The 18330-nt window shown below is 75.2% G+C and carries 19 protein-coding genes and 1 pseudogene; 11 read left to right on the forward strand and 9 right to left on the reverse strand.

Annotation, left to right across the window (positions count from 1 at the left end; translation table 11 throughout):
• The first annotated feature begins 5 nt into the window (after positions 1-5).
• Both A8711_RS15705 and A8711_RS15710 read left to right on the forward strand, forming a co-directional pair.
• Positions 6-626 carry an L-threonylcarbamoyladenylate synthase gene (locus A8711_RS15705; protein WP_064445853.1) on the forward strand — a complete coding sequence of 207 codons (621 nt, stop codon included), beginning with the start codon at positions 6-8 and terminating at the stop codon, positions 624-626.
• A 78-nt stretch (positions 627-704) separates the two neighbouring features.
• Positions 705-2279, forward strand: a complete 1575-nt coding sequence (locus A8711_RS15710) for a Na+/H+ antiporter (protein WP_176722813.1) — start codon at positions 705-707, stop codon at positions 2277-2279.
• A 38-nt stretch (positions 2280-2317) separates the two neighbouring features.
• Here the strand turns inward: A8711_RS15710 and A8711_RS15715 are convergent, their stop codons facing one another.
• The gene (locus A8711_RS15715) at positions 2318-3253 is read right to left on the reverse strand and encodes a superoxide dismutase (protein WP_069088622.1); all 936 of its coding nucleotides are present in this window, start codon (positions 3251-3253) and stop codon (positions 2318-2320) included.
• Positions 3254-3376: 123 nt separating this feature from the next.
• Positions 3377-4825: an endo-1,4-beta-xylanase gene (locus A8711_RS15720; RefSeq protein WP_043323818.1), complete on the reverse strand. Its 1449-nt coding sequence runs from the start codon at positions 4823-4825 to the stop codon at positions 3377-3379.
• A 382-nt stretch (positions 4826-5207) separates the two neighbouring features.
• On the opposite strand from A8711_RS15720, the gene A8711_RS15725 reads away from it, so the two are divergent.
• Positions 5208-6053: a S1 family peptidase gene (locus tag A8711_RS15725; protein ID WP_069088623.1), complete on the forward strand. Its 846-nt coding sequence runs from the start codon at positions 5208-5210 to the stop codon at positions 6051-6053.
• Between the two features lie 52 nt (positions 6054-6105).
• Here A8711_RS15725 and A8711_RS15730 read toward each other — a convergent pair whose 3' ends face one another.
• Both A8711_RS15730 and A8711_RS15735 read right to left on the reverse strand, forming a co-directional pair.
• On the reverse strand, positions 6106-6438 hold the full coding sequence (locus tag A8711_RS15730; protein ID WP_043323822.1) for a putative quinol monooxygenase: 333 nt from the start codon (positions 6436-6438) through the stop codon (positions 6106-6108).
• A gap of 40 nt (positions 6439-6478) precedes the next feature.
• The gene (locus A8711_RS15735; RefSeq protein WP_064445857.1) at positions 6479-7441 is read right to left on the reverse strand and encodes a hypothetical protein; all 963 of its coding nucleotides are present in this window, start codon (positions 7439-7441) and stop codon (positions 6479-6481) included.
• Positions 7442-7606: 165 nt separating this feature from the next.
• Here A8711_RS15735 and A8711_RS15740 point away from each other — a divergent pair, with 165 nt between their 5' ends.
• Positions 7607-7912, forward strand: coding sequence for a DUF1330 domain-containing protein (locus A8711_RS15740; protein ID WP_043323825.1), 306 nt, complete (start codon positions 7607-7609; stop codon positions 7910-7912).
• A 7-nt stretch (positions 7913-7919) separates the two neighbouring features.
• On the opposite strand, the gene A8711_RS15745 is transcribed toward A8711_RS15740, so the two are convergent.
• Entirely contained in the window at positions 7920-8663 is a 744-nt protein-coding gene (locus A8711_RS15745) for a hypothetical protein (RefSeq protein ID WP_064445858.1), read from the reverse strand.
• 71 nt (positions 8664-8734) lie between these two features.
• Between A8711_RS15745 and A8711_RS15750 the strand changes: the two genes are divergently transcribed.
• Positions 8735-9157, forward strand: coding sequence for a thioesterase family protein (locus A8711_RS15750; RefSeq protein ID WP_043323829.1), 423 nt, complete (start codon positions 8735-8737; stop codon positions 9155-9157).
• Positions 9158-9164: 7 nt separating this feature from the next.
• On the opposite strand, the gene A8711_RS15755 is transcribed toward A8711_RS15750, so the two are convergent.
• Positions 9165-9824, reverse strand: a complete 660-nt coding sequence (locus A8711_RS15755; protein ID WP_043323831.1) for a response regulator transcription factor — start codon at positions 9822-9824, stop codon at positions 9165-9167.
• Positions 9812-11095, reverse strand: a complete 1284-nt coding sequence (locus A8711_RS15760) for a histidine kinase (RefSeq protein WP_064445859.1) — start codon at positions 11093-11095, stop codon at positions 9812-9814. Before A8711_RS15760 ends, A8711_RS15755 begins: the two co-directional genes overlap by 13 nt.
• Before the next feature lie 175 nt (positions 11096-11270).
• Between A8711_RS15760 and A8711_RS32855 the strand changes: the two are divergent.
• The 5 genes and pseudogenes from A8711_RS32855 to A8711_RS15780 all read left to right on the forward strand — a co-directional run.
• Positions 11271-11516: pseudogene (locus tag A8711_RS32855) on the forward strand (DUF998 domain-containing protein); the annotation flags it as partial.
• A 65-nt stretch (positions 11517-11581) separates the two neighbouring features.
• On the forward strand, positions 11582-11869 hold the full coding sequence (locus tag A8711_RS32860; protein WP_233607800.1) for a hypothetical protein: 288 nt from the start codon (positions 11582-11584) through the stop codon (positions 11867-11869).
• Between the two features lie 4 nt (positions 11870-11873).
• The gene (locus tag A8711_RS15770; RefSeq protein WP_069088624.1) at positions 11874-12161 is read left to right on the forward strand and encodes a DUF1905 domain-containing protein; all 288 of its coding nucleotides are present in this window, start codon (positions 11874-11876) and stop codon (positions 12159-12161) included.
• Entirely contained in the window at positions 12158-13000 is an 843-nt protein-coding gene (locus A8711_RS15775) for a Sir2 family NAD-dependent protein deacetylase (protein ID WP_069088625.1), read from the forward strand. The genes A8711_RS15770 and A8711_RS15775 overlap by 4 nt, the downstream gene beginning before the upstream one ends.
• 104 nt (positions 13001-13104) lie before the next feature.
• Positions 13105-14343, forward strand: a complete 1239-nt coding sequence (locus tag A8711_RS15780; protein ID WP_069088626.1) for a low temperature requirement protein A — start codon at positions 13105-13107, stop codon at positions 14341-14343.
• Positions 14344-14346: 3 nt separating this feature from the next.
• Here the strand turns inward: A8711_RS15780 and A8711_RS15785 are convergent, their stop codons facing one another.
• Positions 14347-14892 carry a hypothetical protein gene (locus A8711_RS15785; protein ID WP_069088627.1) on the reverse strand — a complete coding sequence of 182 codons (546 nt, stop codon included), beginning with the start codon at positions 14890-14892 and terminating at the stop codon, positions 14347-14349.
• Positions 14893-14961: 69 nt separating this feature from the next.
• Between A8711_RS15785 and A8711_RS15790 the strand changes: the two genes are divergently transcribed.
• Positions 14962-15540 (forward strand): TetR/AcrR family transcriptional regulator, encoded by a 579-nt coding sequence (locus A8711_RS15790; protein WP_069088628.1) that lies wholly within the window; start codon positions 14962-14964, stop codon positions 15538-15540.
• A gap of 25 nt (positions 15541-15565) precedes the next feature.
• On the opposite strand, the gene A8711_RS15795 is transcribed toward A8711_RS15790, so the two are convergent.
• Complete coding sequence (locus A8711_RS15795; RefSeq protein WP_064445866.1) at positions 15566-18310, reverse strand: AAA family ATPase; 2745 nt, start codon at positions 18308-18310, stop codon at positions 15566-15568.
• Positions 18311-18330 lie beyond the last annotated feature (20 nt).

The following is an 18330-nucleotide window of genomic DNA, read 5'->3' on the forward strand; positions in this document are numbered from 1 at the left end:
CCGTCGTGGCGAGGTACTACGACCTGCATCCGGACAACCCCCAGCCCCGCGTGATCCGGCAGGTGGTGGACCTGCTGCGCGCCGACGGGGTGATCGCGTACCCGACGGACTCCTGCTACGCGCTCGGCTGCCGGATCGGCAACCGCGACGGCGTGGAACGCATCCGCGAGATCCGGCGGCTCGACGACCGGCACCCGTTCACGCTCGTGTGCGCCGACTTCGCCCAGCTCGGCCAGTTCGTCAAGCTCAGCAATGCGGTCTTCCGCCAGGTCAAGTCCGTCATCCCGGGCAGCTACACGTTCCTGCTGCCGGCCACCGCCGAGGTGCCCCGGCGGTTGCAGGACCCGCGCCGGCGGGTGGTCGGGGCGCGCGTGCCGAGCCACACGGTGACCCAGGCGCTGCTGGCCGAACTGGGTGAGCCGCTGCTGTCCAGCACGCTGCTGCTGCCCGGCGAGGACGAGCCGATGACCCAGGGCTGGGAGATCAAGGAACGGCTCGACCACCTGATCGACGCCGTGGTCGACGCCGGTGACTGCGGGCTCGAGCCGACCACCGTGGTCGACCTGTCCGGCGAGGAGCCGGAGATCCTGCGTCGCGGCGCCGGAGACCCGGCCCGCTTCGAGTAACGATCACCGATTCCGCCCCGTCCGGGCGCCGTCGTGGGGCACGGTAGGGACCCGGGGGAACGGTGACGGGGGTACGGCGTGGAAGCACTCCTGCTGATCACGGTGCTCGGCGCGACAGTGCTCGTCGGGACCACGATCGGCGGTCGCTACAGCGTCGCGCCGCCCGTGCTGCTGATCGCCATGGGCGCGCTGATCGGCCTGCTGCCGCCGTTCGACAACCTGATCCTTGAGCCCGAGGTCGTGCTGGTGCTGTTCCTCCCGGCCATCCTCTACCGGGAGAGCCTGGTCATCAGCCTGCGCGAGATCCGCGCCAACCTGGTGGTGATCATCGGCCTCGCCGTCGTGCTGGTGATCATCACGATGGCCGCTGTCGCGTTCACCGCGCAGGCTCTCGGCGTGGCGGCGTCCGCCGCCTGGGTGCTCGGCGCGGTCCTGGCCCCCACCGACGCCGCCGCCGTGGCCGGCCTGGCCAAACGGATGCCGCGCGGCATCCTCACCACGCTGCGCGCGGAGAGCCTGGTCAACGACGGTACGGCGCTCGTGCTCTTCGCCGTGGCGGCCGGCGTGATCGCGGGCGGGACGGTGCCCGGGCCGCTGCTGCTCACCGGCGAGTTCATCGGCAAGTCGGCCGGCGGCGTGGCCGCGGGACTGCTCGTCGGCGCGGTCGTGGTGCTGATCCGCAAGCACGTCGACGACCCGATGCGCGAGGGCGGGCTGAGCATCCTCACCCCGTTCGTCGCGTTCCTGCTCGCCGACGCGGTGCACGCCAGCGGCGTGCTCGCGGTGGTGGTGTCCGGACTGTTGCTGTCCTACGCCGCGCCCCGGGTGATCCGGGCCCGCTCCCGGGTCACCGCGTTCGCGTTCTGGGACCTCTCCACCTTCATGATCAACGGCGGCCTGTTCGTGCTGCTCGGCACGCAGGTGCCGCGTTCACTGCGCAGCATCACCAGCCACTCGCCGGCCGCGTCGCTCGGCATCGCGGTGCTCGTCGCCCTGGTCGTGGTGATGATCCGGCTGCTCTGGGTGCACCTGTCGGTGTCGGCGCTGCAACGGGCGGACCGGCGGGAGTCGAGCCGGGCGCGGCACTTCGACTTCCGCATGCGTACCGCGGTGGGCTGGGCCGGGTTCCGCGGCGCCGTCTCGCTCGCGGCCGCGCTGGCCGTGCCGGTCACCATGCACGACGGCAGCAACGTGCGCGAACGCGACCTGATCATCTTCGTCACCGTGGTGGTGATCGTGCTGATCATGCTGGTGCAGGGCACCACGCTGCCCGCCGTCGTGAGCTGGGCCGGCCTGACCGGCGACCAGGAACGCGACGACGAGGTGCGCTGGGCCCGGATCCGGGCCACCGAGGCAGCCCTGGAGGCGCTGCCCCGGGCCGCCAGCGACGTGGGCGCCACCCAGGACACGGTGGACCGGCTGCGCGCCGACTACGAGGACCACCTGGCCGCCGCGCGCGACCCCGGCGGCGAGGAGGCGGAGGGGGAGCGGGAGATGGCCCGACGGCTGCGGTTGCGGGTGCTCGACCACAAGCGGCAGGAGATCACCCGGCTGCGCAACACCAGGCAGATCGACGACGTGGTGCTGCGGCAGCTCCAGGCGGCCATCGACATCGAGGAGATCCGCCTGCTCGGGCCGGAGATGGAGGAGTGAACCGGCCGCCACCCGGAGAGGGTGGCGGCCGGCGTGGCTCAGCGCGCGTCGACAGCGACGACCGTGTACGGGGTGGTCGGAGTCGGCGGGGTGGTGAACCGGCCGTTCGGCAGGTAGAGCCGGCCGAACGCGGCGGCCACCGTGGTCGGCACGTCGAAGCCCGGGTCGGTGATGACGCCTCGGGCGACGCCGGCCGTGCCGGCGCGGTTCAGGTCGACCACGGCGACCTGGTTGAGGAAATTCTGCACCACGTACAGCCTGCGGCCGAGCAGCAGCAGGCCGTCACCGTTGAGGAAGGTGGCGCCCGGCACGTCGACGGCGGTGGTGACGCCGGTGGCCGGGCCCACCCGGAACAGCGTGCCGGTGTTCGACTGCACGACGATCAGCGCGCGCCCGTCCGGGGTGGGCGCGATGCCGTTGAGGTTGACGCCGGTGCCGGTCTGCTGGAAGTCACCGGTCAGCGGCAGCGTGGTGAAGCCGTCGGCGGGCGGCAGCTTGCCGCCGCGTCCGAGCGGCAGGCGGTAGAGCACCGGCCGGTTCGAGTCGGTGAACCAGGCGGCGTCGCGGGTGAGCGTCACGTCGTTGACGAACGTCGGCGCCTCGGCGAACCGGTAGCTCGCGAGCACGGCGCCGGTGCGGGTGTCGACGACCCGGGCGTCCCCGGCGGTGCCGCCGGCGACGAAGAGCCGGCCCCGCGCGTCGACCTTCAGGCCGAGCGACGGGGTGCCGGTGGCGGGGCTGACCTGCTTGCCCGCCCCGGTGATCAGGTCGGCGCGGTAGATCTCACCGGTGGCCCGCGACCCGAACCAGGCGTAGCGGCCGGCGGCGGCGACGCCCTCCGGCTGGAAGCCGTCCGGCAGCGTGATGACCGTGGGACGGCGGTCGTGGGCGGAGGCGGCGGGGGCCGGGGCGGCGGTGGTGACGAGGGTGGCGGCCAGGGCGACGCCGAGGACGGTCCTGATGCGTCGGTTCACTGTGGTCCTTCCGGACGAAACGGTGGAACAGGACCTGCCCCACTGTACGGTCGCCGGTCGCCGGCCGGCGACCGCCGGGGACGCGACCCGGCACGGGACTCCCGTGCCGGGTCGCGCCGACTGTCAGCCGGCCGCGCAGGCCGGCGTGCCGGAGGGCGCCGTGCCGGTGCCCTGGAATCCGAACTCGGTGGTGCCACCGGCACCGACCTGGCGGTTGTAGTCCACGTTGCGGAACGTCACCGCGCCGGTGGTGCCGCTGGCCTGGGCGCTCCAGGTGTTCGTGACCGCCGAGCCCGACGGCACGGTGAGCGACACGGTCCACCCGTTGAGCCCGCTGGAACCCGCGGTGATCCGTACGTTGGTGACGAAGCCGCCCGGCCACTGGTTGGTGGTGATCGTGGCGGTGCAGGCGCCGGTCGGCGGCGGAGTCGTCGTCGGCGGCTCACTGGTCGGCGGCGTGCTGGTCGGCGGCGTCGAGGTGGGCGGGGTGCTGGTCGGCGGCGCGGTGGTGGGCGGCGGGGTGCCGCCCTCGTTGAGCGCGTTCAGCACGGCGGTGTACGCCTGCTTCTTGTTGCCGCTGCCGTCGAACAGCAGCGGGGTGCCGCTGGCCCGCCACGAGTCGGTGTCGCGGATGCCCCACACGGTGATGCCGTTGCAGCGCGCCACGGCCAGGCAGTCCCGGGTCACGTTGCCGTACGAGGTGGCCTGGCTGCTGCCGGAGCCCTCGATGTCCAGCTCGGTGATCTGCACGTCGACGCCGAGCGCGGCGAAGTTCTGCAGCGTGGTGCGGTAGTTGCTCGGGTACGGCGACCCGCTGTTGAAGTGCGACTGGAGGCCGACGCAGTCGATCGGCACGCCCCGGGACTTGAAGTCCCGCACCATGTTGTAGACGCCCTGGGTCTTGGCCCAGCTCCAGTTGTCGATGTTGTAGTCGTTGTAGCAGAGCTTGGCGCCCGGGTCGGCGGCGCGCGCGGCACGGAACGCGGCCTCGATCCAGTCGTTGCCGGTCTGCTGGAGGTTCGAGTTGCGGCGGGCGCCGCTGTTGCCGTCGTCGAACGCCTCGTTCACCACGTCCCAGGAGTGGATCTTGCCCCGGTAGTGGGTGGCGACCTGGGTGACGTGGTTGATCATCGCGTCGCGCAACGCGCTGCCGGACAGGCTTCCCGTCCACCCGGGCTGCTGCTGGTGCCAGAGCAGCGCGTGGCCGCGTACCCGCATGCCATTGGCCTGGGCGTGCGCGACGAGCCGGTCGCCGTTGGTGAAGTTGAACTGGTTCCGGGACGGCTCGGTGGCGTCCCACTTCATCTCGTTCTCGGCGGTGACCATGTTGAATTCGCGGTTCAGGATGCCGACGTACGTGCTGTCGGACAACTTGTTCACCGCGACCGCCGTGCCGAAGTACCGGCCCTGCTCCGCCGCCGACGCGCCGAGCGTCGTGCCGGCGCTGGCGCTGGTCGCCACCGCTATCGTGGCGGCGACCATCGCGGCCCCCGCCACCATCGCGACCACAGCGGTCCGCGGGCGTGACCGGGCTGCCGCGCTCCCGCTGCCGCGGGCGAGCACCTTGTCCATCTGAACGCCTCTCTAGCCTGTCAATGGGATCGGCTCGCCTCGGCCACCGCCCGCCACGATGTCGGCTCCGCGCGGTCGCCCGATGGCCGCGCCAGCTCGGGGAGCGACTCCCCGGCACATCGTGAGTGGATCGAAGCGAATCTCTGCCCGGAGCCTACCGGAAGCGTTCCGAAAACTTAATCACCTCGATGCGTCGACATCGGGGCACGCGGTGGCGGGTGGAGGGCGGGAATCCGAGGGCGGGCGCGGGGGGACGGGCGCGCGCACCGCCCGCCGCGACTCCGGAAGTTTCGGGAATCGCCGGTTCTGCCGGTTGAGTGGATCGCGCCCGCGGGCTGATGCTGTGCCAATCGACCGTAGACGATGGAGGAGGTCCCGGAGGATGCGCCGACCCGCGCTCGTCGTACTCGTCCTCGCCGTCCTGCTGACCGGCGCTCCGGCGGTCGCCCGGGCCGGCGTCGCCACTCCACCGGCCGGGCCCGCCGCGCTCGCCGGGATCCGCACGCCCGGCACCGCCTGGGAGCACGACCCGGCCACCGGCCGGCTCACGGTCACCGCCGACGACACGGTACGCGGCAGCGAGCTGGCCGCGCTGCGCCGGACCGCGGCCCGGGCCGGCGCGGTGCTGCGCCACGAACCCGGACGGCTGCGTACGCTCATCGCCGGCGGTCAGGCGATCTACGGCGGCGGCGGGCGCTGTTCACTGGGCGCGAACGTGCGCAGCGGCGCCACCTGGTACTTCGTCACCGCCGGACACTGCACGCGCCTCGCCGCCACCTGGTACGCCGACAGCGCCCGCACGACGGTGCTGGGCAGCCGGACCGGCAGCAGCTTCCCCGGCAACGACTACGGCGTGGTCCGCTACACCGGAACCGTCGCCCACCCGGGCGCGATCCACACCTACCCGGGGCAGGTCACCGTAACCGCCGCCGGCAGCGCGTACGTCGGTCAGGCGGTCTGCCGCAGCGGCGCCACCACCGGCGTGCGGTGCGGCACCGTCACCGGGTTGAACGCCACAGTCAACTACGCCGAGGGCAGCGTCACCGGGCTCATCCGCACGAACATCTGCGCCGAGCCGGGCGACAGCGGCGGCCCGCTCTACGTGGCCGCGACCGGCGTCGTCCTCGGCGTCCTGTCCGGCGGCAGTGGCAACTGCACGAGCGGTGGCACCAGCTACTACCAGCCGATCCTGGAGATCCTCGCCGCCTACGGCCTGACCATCCCCTGACCGGCCGCGCGGGCGGCCCGCCGCGCCGCCCGCGCGCAGTTGCGCCGTCCGGTCAGGCGTCGCCGGGTACGGCCATCTCGCCCAGGCGCGACCAGTCCTGCTGCGGCACCGTCACGTTGACGATCCGGGGCGTCTCGGCCAGGTGTGGCGGCAGCGTGCGCTGGGCTTCGCGGAAGTGCTCCGACTGCACGTGCGCCGCGCCCGCCTCGTCGTCGCGGAACGCCTCGACCAGCACGTACTCGGTCGGGTCGTCCAGGCTGCGGGACCAGTCGAACCACAGGCAGCCGGGCTCGGCCCGGGTCGCGGCGGTGAAGTCGGCGGCGATCCGCGGCCAGTTGTCGGCGTCTTCGGGGCGGACCCGGAACTTGGCGGTAATGAAGATCATGGGATCAGGCTACCCAGGGCCGCCGGTGACCCGCGCCCGATCAGCTCTTGGCCGCCGGGCCGAGCAGTTCGGCCGCCCGCCGGTCGGCGAACGCGGTGACCGCCTGCTGCCCGGCGCCGAACACGATGGCCAGGCCCAGCAGCGCGGCGGTGCTGCTCACACTGGTCTCCACCAGGCCGCCGATGACCAGCATGATGCCGACCACCGCCACCAGCGGGCCGACCGCGAGCTTGAGCAGCCCCTGCTGGAACGGCAGCTTGTAGGGCAGCCCGCCGGACCGGGACGTGATCATCGACGGCAGCGCGCTGAGGAACGCGCCGAGCGCCCCGGCGATCAGCACGAAGAACAGCAGCCGCCAGGCCGGTACGCCACCGGCGTCGGTCGGCGCCTCCAGCAGCCGGACGTCGTGGCTGAGCCACTGCACCAGCACCACGAGGATCTCCGCCACCAGCGCGAACACCGACAGCCCCAGCATCCGGTTGCGCAGCCGCCGCGCCGACTCGTGGAACTCGTCGGACGCGGAGTGGAAGCGCAGCAGCAGCGCCTGCACCCGGGCGCGCAGCAACTCCACGGGCACCCCGCCGGTCGCGGTGTCGAGGTCGCTGAGCACCTTGTCGTCGGCCGGCAGCACCTGCGCCGCCGCGCTGCGGTACGCCGGCAGCAGCCCGGCCAGCTCGTCCGGGCTGCGCAACCCCACCATGGCCCGCTCCACCGAGTGGATGGTCTGCCACGCGTACTCCAGGTTGCCGCCGCGCAACCACTCGACCACGCCGCTGCGTCCGAGCACCACCTCCACCCGGGACAGCTGCGCGCGCAGCGCCTCGGCCCGATCGGGGTCGCGCGCGGACAGCACCGCGAGCTGCTGGTACAGGTCGTCGAGTTTGGTCCGTACGCGGACCTGCCACACCGCGCCGGGAACCGGCGTGGCGGGCCGGGACGGCCCGCCCTCCGGCGTGTTCCGGGGCTCGGGTATGGCCTCCGGCTGGGTCTCCTGCTCGATCATCGTGCCCCACCTCTTTCCCCCACGCCGCGCGGACCTGCTACCAGTATTCGCAGGTCAGAGCCATAATGGCTAGAGCACACCGGACAGTCGACCCGGCTCGCGGAGGCGGCGGATCCGGCCCGACGGACGAGGCCGGAGCGCTCGGGCGGTCGGTAGCCTGAGCCGGTGACCGTCTACGCCCTCGCGCAGCTCACCATCCACGACCGGGCGCGCTACGACAGGTATGCCGCCGCCTTCCCGCCGGTGCTGGCCCGCTACGGCGGTCGGCTGCTCGCCGCCGACACCAGCCCGCGCGTGGTCGAGGGGGAGTGGCCGCACCACAAGGCGGTGCTGCTGTCGTTCGACAGCCGGGAGGACTTCGAGCGCTGGTCCACCTCGCCGGAGTACCGGGAGATCTCCCGGGACCGGGAGGCGGCCACCGAGGGCGTGGTCCTGCTGCTCGACGGGATCGGGCACGCCTGGCCGGCCTGACGACCGGTCAGAGCCGGTGGCGTACCCACACGTTGGGCTCCACGTACGCGGCGTGGTCGTGGTCGACGTCGACGAGCACCGGCGTCAACGCACCCGGCACCCGCACCGGCCCGGAGGTGTCGAACGGCAGCCCGGTCCAGCGCCGCCAGTCCGCGAGCGTCCCGGTCACCGTCATCGACCGGGGCGCGACCCGCTCGATCACCCCGCCCGCCCGCACGTGCACCCGCAGCCACGGATCGGCCGGCAGGCCGTCGGGGCGGCGGCGGGCCGCGTACTCGGTCATCGGCACGTCCGGGGCGTCGGCCTTGCCGTTCGGGCGCACCGGCGCCACCAGCGTGTCGAACCCGGCGCGGGCCACCGCCGCGCGCATGGCCGCGAGCATCAGCCCGGACACCCCGCCGCCGCGCCGGTCCGGGCGCACGCAGATCTCCAGCGCGGACACCAGGTTGGGGGTGGACCCGGTGAGCCGGCCGAGCGTGGCCCGCTGGATCACCCGGTCCCAGCCGCCGTCGGGCAGCTCGTCCTCCGTCCAGCGCAACGGCGCCGCGTAGCCCCGGGCGACGGCCCGGCCCGGCTCGGCCGGGTCGACGGCGGCGAAGACGAACTCGGGGTACGTCTCGTGTGCGACGCCGTAGTAGAGCGCGCCCATCGGATCCCAGAGCATGAACGGCGGCCAGGCGCCGTCGAAGTCGGTGTCGAGCAGCGGCGCCAGGTCGGGCCGCTGCGCCAGGGTCACGATCTCCAGAGTCACGCCGGGGAGGCTAGAGCCGCGTGGCCCGGACCGCACGCCGTTTTGTCCGCGCCGCTGGTTAGGCTGCCGGCATGGCAGATCCGTTCCGGGTGCGCGTCACCGTGCGCGGCTACGAACTCGACACGCAGGGGCACCTCAACCAGGCGGTCTACCTCCAGTACGCCGAGCACGCCCGCTGGGAGTGCCTGCGCGCCTCCGGCATCGGCCAGGACCGGCTGATCGCCGGCGGCGTCGGGCCGGTCGCGCTGGAGGTGACTGTGCGTTACCTGCGGGAGCTGCGCGGCGGCGACGAGGTCGACGTGACCTGCGAGTTCCACTGGGGCGAGGGCAAGACGTTCCGGATCGGCCAGGAGTTCACCCGCGCGGACGGCACCCCCGTCGCCTCGGTGTCCGGCGTCGGCGGCCTGCTCGACCTCGCCGAACGGCGGCTGGTGCCCGACCCGCGCGAGCGGTTCCGGGCGCTGGCCACCGACCCCGCGCCGATGAGCCTGTAGCGCCCGGTCAGCCCGCCGCGCGCAGGTGGGCGAGCACTGCCAGCACCCGTCGGTTGGTGTCCTCGTCCGGCGGCAGGCCGAGCTTGGCCAGGATGTTGCCCACGTGCTTGCCGATCGCCGCCTCGGTCACGTGCAGCCGCGCCGCGATCGCGCTGTTGGAGTGCCCCTCGGCGACCAGGCCCAGCACCTCCCGCTCACGGGGGGACAGCGCGCCGAGCGGGTCGCGCGGGCGGCGCAGCAGGTGCCGCACCACGTCCGGGTCGACGGCGGTGCCGCCGGCCGCCACCCGGCGCAGCGTCGCGGCGAACTCCTCGACGTCCGCCACCCGGTCCTTGAGCAGGTAGCCGACCCGGTTGCCGTCGCCGCTGTCGAGCAGCGCGGCGGCGTACCCGCTCTGCACGTGCTGGCTGAGCACCACCACGGCGAGGTCCGGGCGTTCGGCGCGCAGCGCGACCGCCGCCCGCAGGCCGTCGTCGCGGTGCTGCGGCGGCATCCGGATGTCGGTCACCAGCAAATCGGGCCGGTGGGTGCGGACCGCGTCGAGCAGGTCCGGGGCGGAGCCGACGGCGGCGTCCACAGCGAAACCGAACCGGGTCAGCAGGCCCACCAGACCCTCCCGGAGCAGCACCTCGTCCTCGGCCAGGACGACCCGGATCACGGACGGCACGGCAGCTCCACCCGCACGAGGGTAGGCCCACCGGGCGGGCTGGACAGCAGCAGCCGCCCGTCCACCGCCGCCACCCGGTCCGCGAGCCCGGTCAGACCGGTGCCGCGCGCCGGGTCGGCGCCGCCCCGGCCGTCGTCGCGCACCTCCACCACCAGCAGTCGTTCGTCGCGGATCAGGCGCACCTGCGCCCGGGTCGCCCCGGAGTGCCGGGCCACGTTGCCGAGCGTCTCCGAGACCACGTACCAGGCGGTGGTCTGCACCAGGTCCGGCACCGGGCGGGTCAGGTCGGCGTGCACGGTGACCGGGACGACCGACCGGGCGGCCAGATCACCGACGGCGGCGGCCAGGCCGAGTTCGGTGAGCTGCTGCGGGCGGATGCCCTGGACGATCCCGCGCAACGTCACCATCAGCTCCTTGGCCTGCTCGTGCGCCGCCGCGAGCGGCTTCGCCGCCGGGGAGCCGTCCGGCACGTCGAGGCGGGCCAGCCCGAGCTGGAGGGTGAGGCTGGTCAGGCGCGGCTGCACGCCGTCGTGCACGTCCCGCTCGACGCGGCGGCGCTCGGCCTCGTAGGCGCTCACCAGGCGGGCCCGGGACCGGGTCACCTCGCGCAGCGCCGTCCCGCCGGGCGCGTCGTCGAGCAGCAGGCGGGCCACCGCCGCCTGGGCCGCGACGAGCAGCCCGGCGAGGTAGACCAGCGCGGGGACCGCCAGCAGACCGGCGACCGCGTACGGCACCGCCTCGGCGGGGGAGTCGACAGTGGCCCAGATCAGCACGATGCGGTCCTCGCCGCCGGCCAGCCACGGACCGGCCACCAGCGCCACGTCCAGCAGCACGAGCAGACCGAACATCCCGTACGCCAGCGGCACCGCCACACCCAGCACCGCCAGGTACGCGCCCTCCCGCCACCCGTCGGCGGTGGTGAAGCGGGCGACGAGTCCCCGCCATTTCGGCGCGGTCACCGGGCGGTCGTCGACCAGGCCGAGGCGCCACCGCTCGACCGCCGCCACCGGCGCGCCGGCCAGCGGCGCGAACGCCACCACCGTCAGTGCCAGCACGGCCAGCACCGCCAGCGCCGTGGCGTCGACCGGGCGGCCCCGCCGCAGCGCGCCGGCCACCAGCAGCAGCGGCGCGGCGACCACCGCCGCGCCGAGCGCCGCCGTGCCGGCCAGGGGCAGGGTCGTGACGGCGTACGCCAGGGCCCGCCACGGCCACGCGGACAGCAGGTAGCGGCGGCGGCGCAACGCGCCGGCCAACCCGTGATCAACGGTCATGGCCCGACGCTAGCCAGGCCACACCGTGCTTCCCAGCCGGCTGGACCCCGCTTCCCGGGTAGGTCTGGCCCTACCTCGAACCGGCCCGCCACGCCCCGTGCGCCGGGGCGCCCCGAGACCGTGCACTCGTCGGGTGAGAAACCGTCTCGCGGGCGCCTGCTGGCTGCTCGCCGCCGTGTCGTTCCTGGCCGCCAACGTCCTCGTCGGCCTGGCCTGGGACCAGCCCCGGTTCAGCTGGGCCGAGCACAACATCAGCGACCTCGGCAACGTGACCTGCGGCGTGTGGGACACCAGCCGGCCGCGTCCGGTCTGCTCACCGTGGCACGCGGGCATGAACGCCGTGTTCGTCGCCGCCGGGCTGCTGCTCGCGGTCGGCGCGCTGCTCGCGCGCCGGGCGCTGCGCCCGGGCCGCGCCGCGACCGTCACCGTGGCGTCGGCAGTGGCCGCCGGGTCCGGGTACGTGCTGGCCGGTCTCTACCGGCCGACGTGGACGAGAACCTGCACGTGCTCGGCGCGCTGCTGGTCTTCGCGCTCGGCAACGCGGCGCTGCTGGCCGCCGCGCTCGGCAGGTCGCCGCTGCTGCGTGAGCTGCGGACCGTCAGCGCGTTCCTGGGCCTGCTCGGCCTGGCCGGCACCGTGCTGTTCCTGGCCCGGGTGGACGCCGGCATCGGCGTGGGCGGCATGGAGCGTGTCGCCGTGTTCCCGTTGTTCGCCTGGGTGACGACGGCCGGGCTGCGGCTGCTCGGGCTCTGTCGGTCCCGGCCCCTATCCTGACCGGATGGAGCTGGCGTTCAGCGGCGAGGTGTGGTTCTGGCGCGGCCCGGCGCCGTACCACTTCGTCACGGTGCCCGACGAGCAGAGCGCGGCGATCGAGGCCGCATCGGCGTCGGTCACCTACGGCTGGGGCATGATCCCGGTGACGGTCCGCATCGGCGGCACCGACTGGCGGACGTCGCTGTGGCCCAAGGACGGCCGGTACGTGGTGCCGCTGCGGGTCGCGGCGCGCCGGGCCGAGGGCATCGAGCTGGGTGACCGGGTCGACGTGCGGCTGACGGTGGACGTGTGACCGGGCCGGAGCTGGCCGAGGCGGGCCGGCTGCTGGCCGCCGCGCGCCGGCCGGTGGTGTTCACCGGGGCCGGCATGTCGGCCGAGAGCGGCGTGCCGACGTTCCGGGACGCCCAGACCGGGCTGTGGCAACGCTACGACCCGCAGGAGCTGGCGACACCGGCCGCGTTCCGCGCCGACCCGGCGCTGGTCTGGGGCTGGTACGAGGCACGCCGGCGCGGGGTGCGCCGGGCCGAGCCGAACCCGGGGCACCGGGCGGTGGCGGCGATCGCGGCCCGGCTGCCGGACACCGTGGTGATCACCCAGAACGTCGACGACCTGCACGAGCGCGGCGGCGTGCCCGCCCCGGTACGCCTGCACGGCAGCCTGTTCGCGCCCCGCTGCTCGGCCTGCGCCCGGCCCGCGCCGCTGCCGTCGGACCTGCCGCCGTCCGCCGGTCCGCCGGAGCCGCACGACGGGGCGGAACCGCACGACGGGGCGGAGTCGCATGCGCCGGAGGCGCACGACGGGCCGCTGGACCCGCCCGCGTGCGCCGACTGCGGCGCGCCGGTGCGGCCCGGGGTGGTGTGGTTCGGCGAGGCGCTGCCGTCGGCCGCGCTCGACGCGGCGGTCGAGGCGGCTTCCAGCTGCGACCTGCTGCTGACGGTGGGCACCTCGGCGCTCGTGCACCCGGCCGCCGAGATCCCGCTCGTCGCGGCCCGTCTCGGCGCGCCGGTGGTGCAGGTGAACCCGGTGCCGACGCCGCTGGACGCGATCTGCGCGGTGAACCTGCGCGGCCCGGCTGGCGAGGTGCTGCCCGCGCTGGTCCGCGCCGCCTGGCCGGACGACGCGGTCGGCTGAACTGACCGCAGGCCGAGCCCGGCGTGATCCCGGGAATCGCCCGATCGCCCGCCCTGCGCCGCCTACCGTCGGCGCAGGAGGTGGACCGGCGGAGGGCGGCGGGCGTGGGACGCGAACGGGTGCGACGACGGCCGCGCGCGCCCCGGCCGGGGCCGGACGAGCGCCGGGTCACGCCCTTCGAGATCTTCTTCGACCTGGTCTTCGTCTTCGCGCTCACCCGGATCATGGCGCTGATCGAGCCGCACCCGACCCCGGCGGGGATGGCCAAGGGCCTGCTCCTGCTCGTGCTGCTCTGGGTGGCGTGGTTGTCGTACACATGGTTGGGCAACCACACGCCCGCCGACGTCGGGGTGGTGCGCGGCGGGTTCCTGGTCGCGATGGCCGCGTTGTTCCTGGCCGCGCTCGCCATGCCGCAGGCGTGGACGCCGGGCCCGGGGCTGGACGGTCCGTTGATCGTCGTGCTGGCCTACGTGGTGCTGCGCGCGGTGCACCTGACGCTGTTCCACTGGGCCGCGGCGGGTGACCCGGAACTGCGCGCCCGGATCCGGTTCTTCGCGTGCGTCAGCGCCGTCGGCTGGGTGCCGCTGCTGCTCGGCGCGCTGCTGGACGGTGCCGCGCACGCGGCGCTGTGGGTGCTGGGCTTCGCCGTCGAGGTGGCCGGGCAGCGGCTGTCGTACGCCCGCCGGGGTGCCTGGCCGCTGCGCAGCCCGACGCACTTCGCCGAGCGGTACGGCCTGGTGCTGATCATCTCGCTGGGGGAGTCGGTGGTGGCCGCGGGAGTGGGCGCGGCCTCGGCGGTCACCGAGCCGTCGGTCCTCGCCGTGGCGCTCGTCGGTTTCGTGGTGACCGTCTGCCTCTGGTGGCTCTACTTCCGCAGCACGTCCCCGGAGGCGGCCCGGGCGCTCGCCGCCGCACCGGCGGCGCGGCGGGACCGGATGGCCGCGGACGCCTACAGCCAGACCCATCTGCTGCTCGTCGCCGGCGTCATCTACCTGGCGCTCGGCATCGAGCAGGTGCTGGAGCACGTCGCCGACCCGGAGGCCGGGCCCCGGCTGAACCGCTCGGCCGCGGTGGCGCTGTTCGGTGGCGCGGCCGTCTACCTGGCCGGACGGCTGCTGTTCCGGCGGCTGACCGGTCAGCCGGTGGGAGCGGCCCGGCTGGCCGTCGCCGGTGCGGCGTTGCCGCTGGCCGCGCTCGGGACGGCGCTGCCGCCGCCGCTGGCGCTGGCGGCGCTGGCCGGGCTGTTGCTGGTCGCGATCGCCGTCGATCGGCGCGGTGAGCCGTCCGCCGCCGGGCGGTCGGCGAAGCAGCCGGTAGGCCGGGTCGCCGGGGGCGGAGGGTGAGCCTCACGCGTCGCGCGGCGCCCGCTTCGGGAAGACGGTGTACGCGACCGGCCAGAACACCAGCCAGCCCGCCATCACCACGGTGAGCCGGCCGGCCCACGCCCACAGCTCGGCGGTGCGCTCGCCGTCGCCGACCAGGGCGATGCCACCGAGCAGCACGGCGCAGGCGACCGCCCAGCCGATCATGCCCTTGCCCCACTCGCGCCACTCGTGCCGGGTCCGCGCCATCCCGTACTTCGGGGCCCGGCGCGGGGGAGGCCCGCCGGCGAACCGGTGCGCGAACCGCTCGTCGGCCCAGCGCACCATGCTGTGCCCGAACGCCACCGAGAACCCGAGGTACGCGGCGGCGAGGCCGTGGGCGAACGTGGCTGTCGCGCCCCGGCGCAGGTCGATCATCGTGGCGGCCAGCAGCACGAGATCGACCACGGGCACGGCGATCAGCAGCGCCGCGCCGAGGCGGGGCCGGCGCAGCGGGTACCGGGCGATCAGCCCGGCGAGCAGCACCACCCAGAACGCCACCTCGCATCCGACGATCACTGCCACGAGCATGCGGCCTCCTTTTTTAGTACGATGTGCGATAACCGTAGCAGCGTTCGTCGACCAGGTTCGGAGGGGCCCGTGCCCAAGATCGTCGACCACGACGCGCGCCGTGCCGAGCTGGCGCGGGCGATGTGGCGGGTCGTCTACCGCGACGGCGTCGGCGCCGCCACCGTGCGCAGCATCGCGGCCGAGGCGGGCTGGTCACCGAGCGCGCTGCGGCACTACTTCGCGACCCAGACCGAACTGCTGGTGTTCGCCATGGAGCACGTACAGGCCGAGGCGGCCGAGCGGATCGCCGCCGACGACCGGACCGGCAGCCCCCGCGAGGTCGCCCAGCGGGTGCTGGAACACCTGCTGCCGCTGGACCAGCAGCGCGTCCGCGAGGCCGAGGTGTGGCTGCTGCTCGCCGCGCGCGCCCAGACCGACCCGGCCGCGCGATCCCGGATGGCCGAGGCGGACGACGGCATCCGCCGCGCCGCCGAGTTCGCCGTCTGCCTCCTCACCGGGGAACCGGCCCCCGACCCCGAGGCGGTCGCCGGGCTGCACGCCCTGCTCGACGGGCTCGCGCTGCACGCGCTGCTGCACCCCGAGCGGATGCCACCCGCGCGCGCCCGGGCGCTGCTCGGCGCGCACCTGGACACGCTCGCCGCGCCCTGACCGCCCCGGCCGCGTCCTGAGCGACTCAGTCGCCCGGACGCCGGCCCATCGCCGCGCCCAGCTCGGCGCGGCTGGCGATGCCCAGCTTGCGGTAGACCCGGGCCAGGTTCGCCTCGACCGTCTTCGGGCTGATGTAGAGCGCGTCGGCGATGAGCCGGTTCGTCTGCCCCCGGGCGGCGAGCCGGGCCACCCGCTCCTCCGTCGCGGTGAGCGCCGTCGGGGCCGGGGTGCGGGCGCCGATGCGGCCCAGCTCCGCCCGCGCCCGGTCGGCGAACGCGGACGCGCCGAGCGCGTCGAACTCGGCCACCGCCGCGTCGAGCGCCGCCCGCGCCTCCCGCCGCCGCCGCACCCGCCGGTACGCCCGCCCGGCCGCGAGCAGGCAGCGGGCCCGGTCCAACGGCAGCACCGCCTCCGGCACCGTGGCCCGGGCCTGCGTCAGCGCGTCCAGCGCCTCGCCCGGGTCCGCGCCCGTCGCGCCGGCCAGCAGCACCCGGCTGCGGGCCAGCCCGAGCGTCGTCCACGGCCGCGGCAGCCGCGCGTGCCGCCGGGCCAGCCGGTCCAGCGCCGCGTGCGCGGTGTCCAGGTCACCGGCGCCCACGCACGCCTCGATCCAGTCCGGCTCGAACCGCTGCCCCAGCGGCTCGACGATGCCCGAACCGTCCAGGTCGGCCGCGAGCGAGCCGTACGCCGCCGCGGCCGTGACCCACTCGCCCGAGGCGAGCGCCACCAGCCCGGTGAGCTGGTGGTGCAGCCGGCGGCTCCACGCGTCGCCGAGGTCGTCGTCGCGACGTAGCCCGGCGGCGGTGGCACCCGCCCGCGCCAGCCGGCCCCGGTGCGCGTCGAGCATGCCGGCCAGCCAGCTCTCGCCCACCAGGCCGGTGCCGAGCTGCTCACCCAGGTCACGGGCGTCTGCGATGTGCGTACCGGCCTCGGCGAACCGCCCGGCGAGCAGTTCCGTCTCGCCGAGATGGGTGAGCGCCTCGTGCCGCAGCGGGTCGTCCCCGCGCGCCACCGCCCGGTCCAGCATCAGGTGCAGCCGGGCCCGCGCCCGGTCGTGGTCGTCGACGGCCTTCCACCAGATCGCCGGCACCGAGCCGGCCAGGTAGGACGGTTCGCCGGCCTCCAGCGCCAGCGCCCGGTCGAGCAGGCCGGTCGGCGCCTCGCCACCGGCGCGTACCTCGTGGAAGAAGAACAGCAGCAGCGCGGCGGTGAACAGCGGGCGGTGGTCGTCGCGGTCGGAGAGCCGGGCGATCGCCGCCCGGGCGTGCGCCCGCGCGGCCTCCGGCTGGTCGTGGAACATCGTCAGGTGCGTGTGGATCCGCCCGGCCAGGTCCCCGTCCGGCCCGGCCGCGGCGAGCGCCTGCTCGGCCACGCGCACGGCGGTGACCAGGTCGTCGGCGCACCAGGCGACGAGGGCGCGCAACAGCAGCGCCTCACCCCGCTCGGCGCCGGTCAGCTCCTCGGCCGCGGCCTCGGCGGCCCGGCCGGCCGCCGCGTAGTCCCCGCTGTCGATGCGGCACTGCACCGCGTCGAGGCGACGCCGGTTGCGGTCGGCGGTGGCGGCCTGCGGGGTCAGCTCGGCCGCCCGGGCGTACCAGTCGGCGGCGAGCGCGGGCGCGCCGCGTATGCGCTGCCGGGCCGCGGCGGCGGCCAGGTCGGCGGCGACGTCCGCGTCCGGCGCGACAGCGCACCGGGCCAGTTGCCGGGCCCGCTCGTCGGGGTCGGCGACCGCGCGGGCGAGCACCGCGTGCAGGCGCCGCCGGGCTCCCGGCGGGATGCTCTCCCGGACCGCCGCGGCGTACCGGGGGTGGGCGAAGCTGATCCGGCTCGGCGTGACCACGACCAGCCCGGCGTCCTCCGCCGCGTCCAGCGCGCCGGGCGGCATGCCCGCCGCAGTCAGGTCCCGCATGTCCGGCACGGTCAGCAGCGCGGCCAGCCGGACCGCCTCCCGGCTCGGGCCGGGCAGCGCCCGCAGCGTCTCGGCGAGCAGCCGGCGCAGCGACGACGGTACGGGCAGGTCCTCGTCGTGCGCGGGTGGGCGGGGCAGCCGCAGCACCGCCCGGGCCAGTTCGACGGCGAGCAGAGGGTTGCCGTCGGCGTCGCGTGCCAGCCGCTCGACCAGCGGGCGGCTGAGCGTGCCGCCGAGGCGGGCCTGAAGGATGCGGTGCAGGTCGGGCGCGGGCAGCGGCGGTACGTCGGCGCGCAGCAGCGGGTGCCGGCCGGTCGGGTCGTCGTCCAGCCCGAGCGGCACCGGCGTCGCCGGGGTCTCGCCGGTGCGGTGGGTGGCCAGGACGGCGGGCCACCGGGACAGCCGGCGCAGCGCGAACCGCAGCGCCCGGGCGCTCGGCAGGTCCAGCCACTGCGGGTCGTCGACGGCGAGCAGGAGCCGGGGCGCGTCCGTGACCGCCGCGTCGAGCAGGGTGCGGGTGGCGGCGCCCACTGCCCGTTCGTCGACCGCCGCGCCGTCGTGCTCGCCGGTCAGGAGCACCATGTCGGCCGCCGCGCGTTGCGGCGCCGGCAGCCCCGGTAGCGCGTCGGCCAGCGGGCGCAGCACGTCCGCCAGCGCCGCGTACGGCAACGCGCTCTCGGCCTCGGTGGGCGCGGCGGACAGCACCCGCCAGCCGGTGCGCCGGGCGTGGTCGAGCACTGCTCGCCACAGCGTCGTCTTGCCGATGCCGCTGGGACCGTCGAGGAGCACCGGAGTGCCCGCCGCCAGGGCGCGCCACACCCGCTCGACGACCGCGTCGCGGCCGACCAGTGCGGCGTCCATGGCGGGATGGTGGCACAGCC

Source organism: Micromonospora sp. II (assembly GCF_001709195.1).
Lineage (GTDB): Bacteria > Actinomycetota > Actinomycetes > Mycobacteriales > Micromonosporaceae > Micromonospora > Micromonospora chalcea.

Excerpts from the sequence above, each read along its gene's own strand:
- A8711_RS15720 (WP_043323818.1), bottom strand. The coding sequence starts at position 4,825 with ATGGACAAGGTGCTCGCCCGCGGCAGCGGGAGCGCGGCAGCCCGGTCA.
- A8711_RS15725 (WP_069088623.1), top strand. The coding sequence starts at position 5,208 with ATGCGCCGACCCGCGCTCGTCGTACTCGTCCTCGCCGTCCTGCTGACC.
- A8711_RS15730 (WP_043323822.1), bottom strand. The coding sequence starts at position 6,438 with ATGATCTTCATTACCGCCAAGTTCCGGGTCCGCCCCGAAGACGCCGAC.
- A8711_RS15735 (WP_064445857.1), bottom strand. The coding sequence starts at position 7,441 with ATGATCGAGCAGGAGACCCAGCCGGAGGCCATACCCGAGCCCCGGAAC.
- A8711_RS15750 (WP_043323829.1), top strand. The coding sequence starts at position 8,735 with ATGGCAGATCCGTTCCGGGTGCGCGTCACCGTGCGCGGCTACGAACTC.
- A8711_RS15760 (WP_064445859.1), bottom strand. The coding sequence starts at position 11,095 with ATGACCGTTGATCACGGGTTGGCCGGCGCGTTGCGCCGCCGCCGCTAC.
- A8711_RS15770 (WP_069088624.1), top strand. The coding sequence starts at position 11,874 with ATGGAGCTGGCGTTCAGCGGCGAGGTGTGGTTCTGGCGCGGCCCGGCG.
- A8711_RS15785 (WP_069088627.1), bottom strand. The coding sequence starts at position 14,892 with ATGCTCGTGGCAGTGATCGTCGGATGCGAGGTGGCGTTCTGGGTGGTG.
- A8711_RS15795 (WP_064445866.1), bottom strand. The coding sequence starts at position 18,310 with ATGGACGCCGCACTGGTCGGCCGCGACGCGGTCGTCGAGCGGGTGTGG.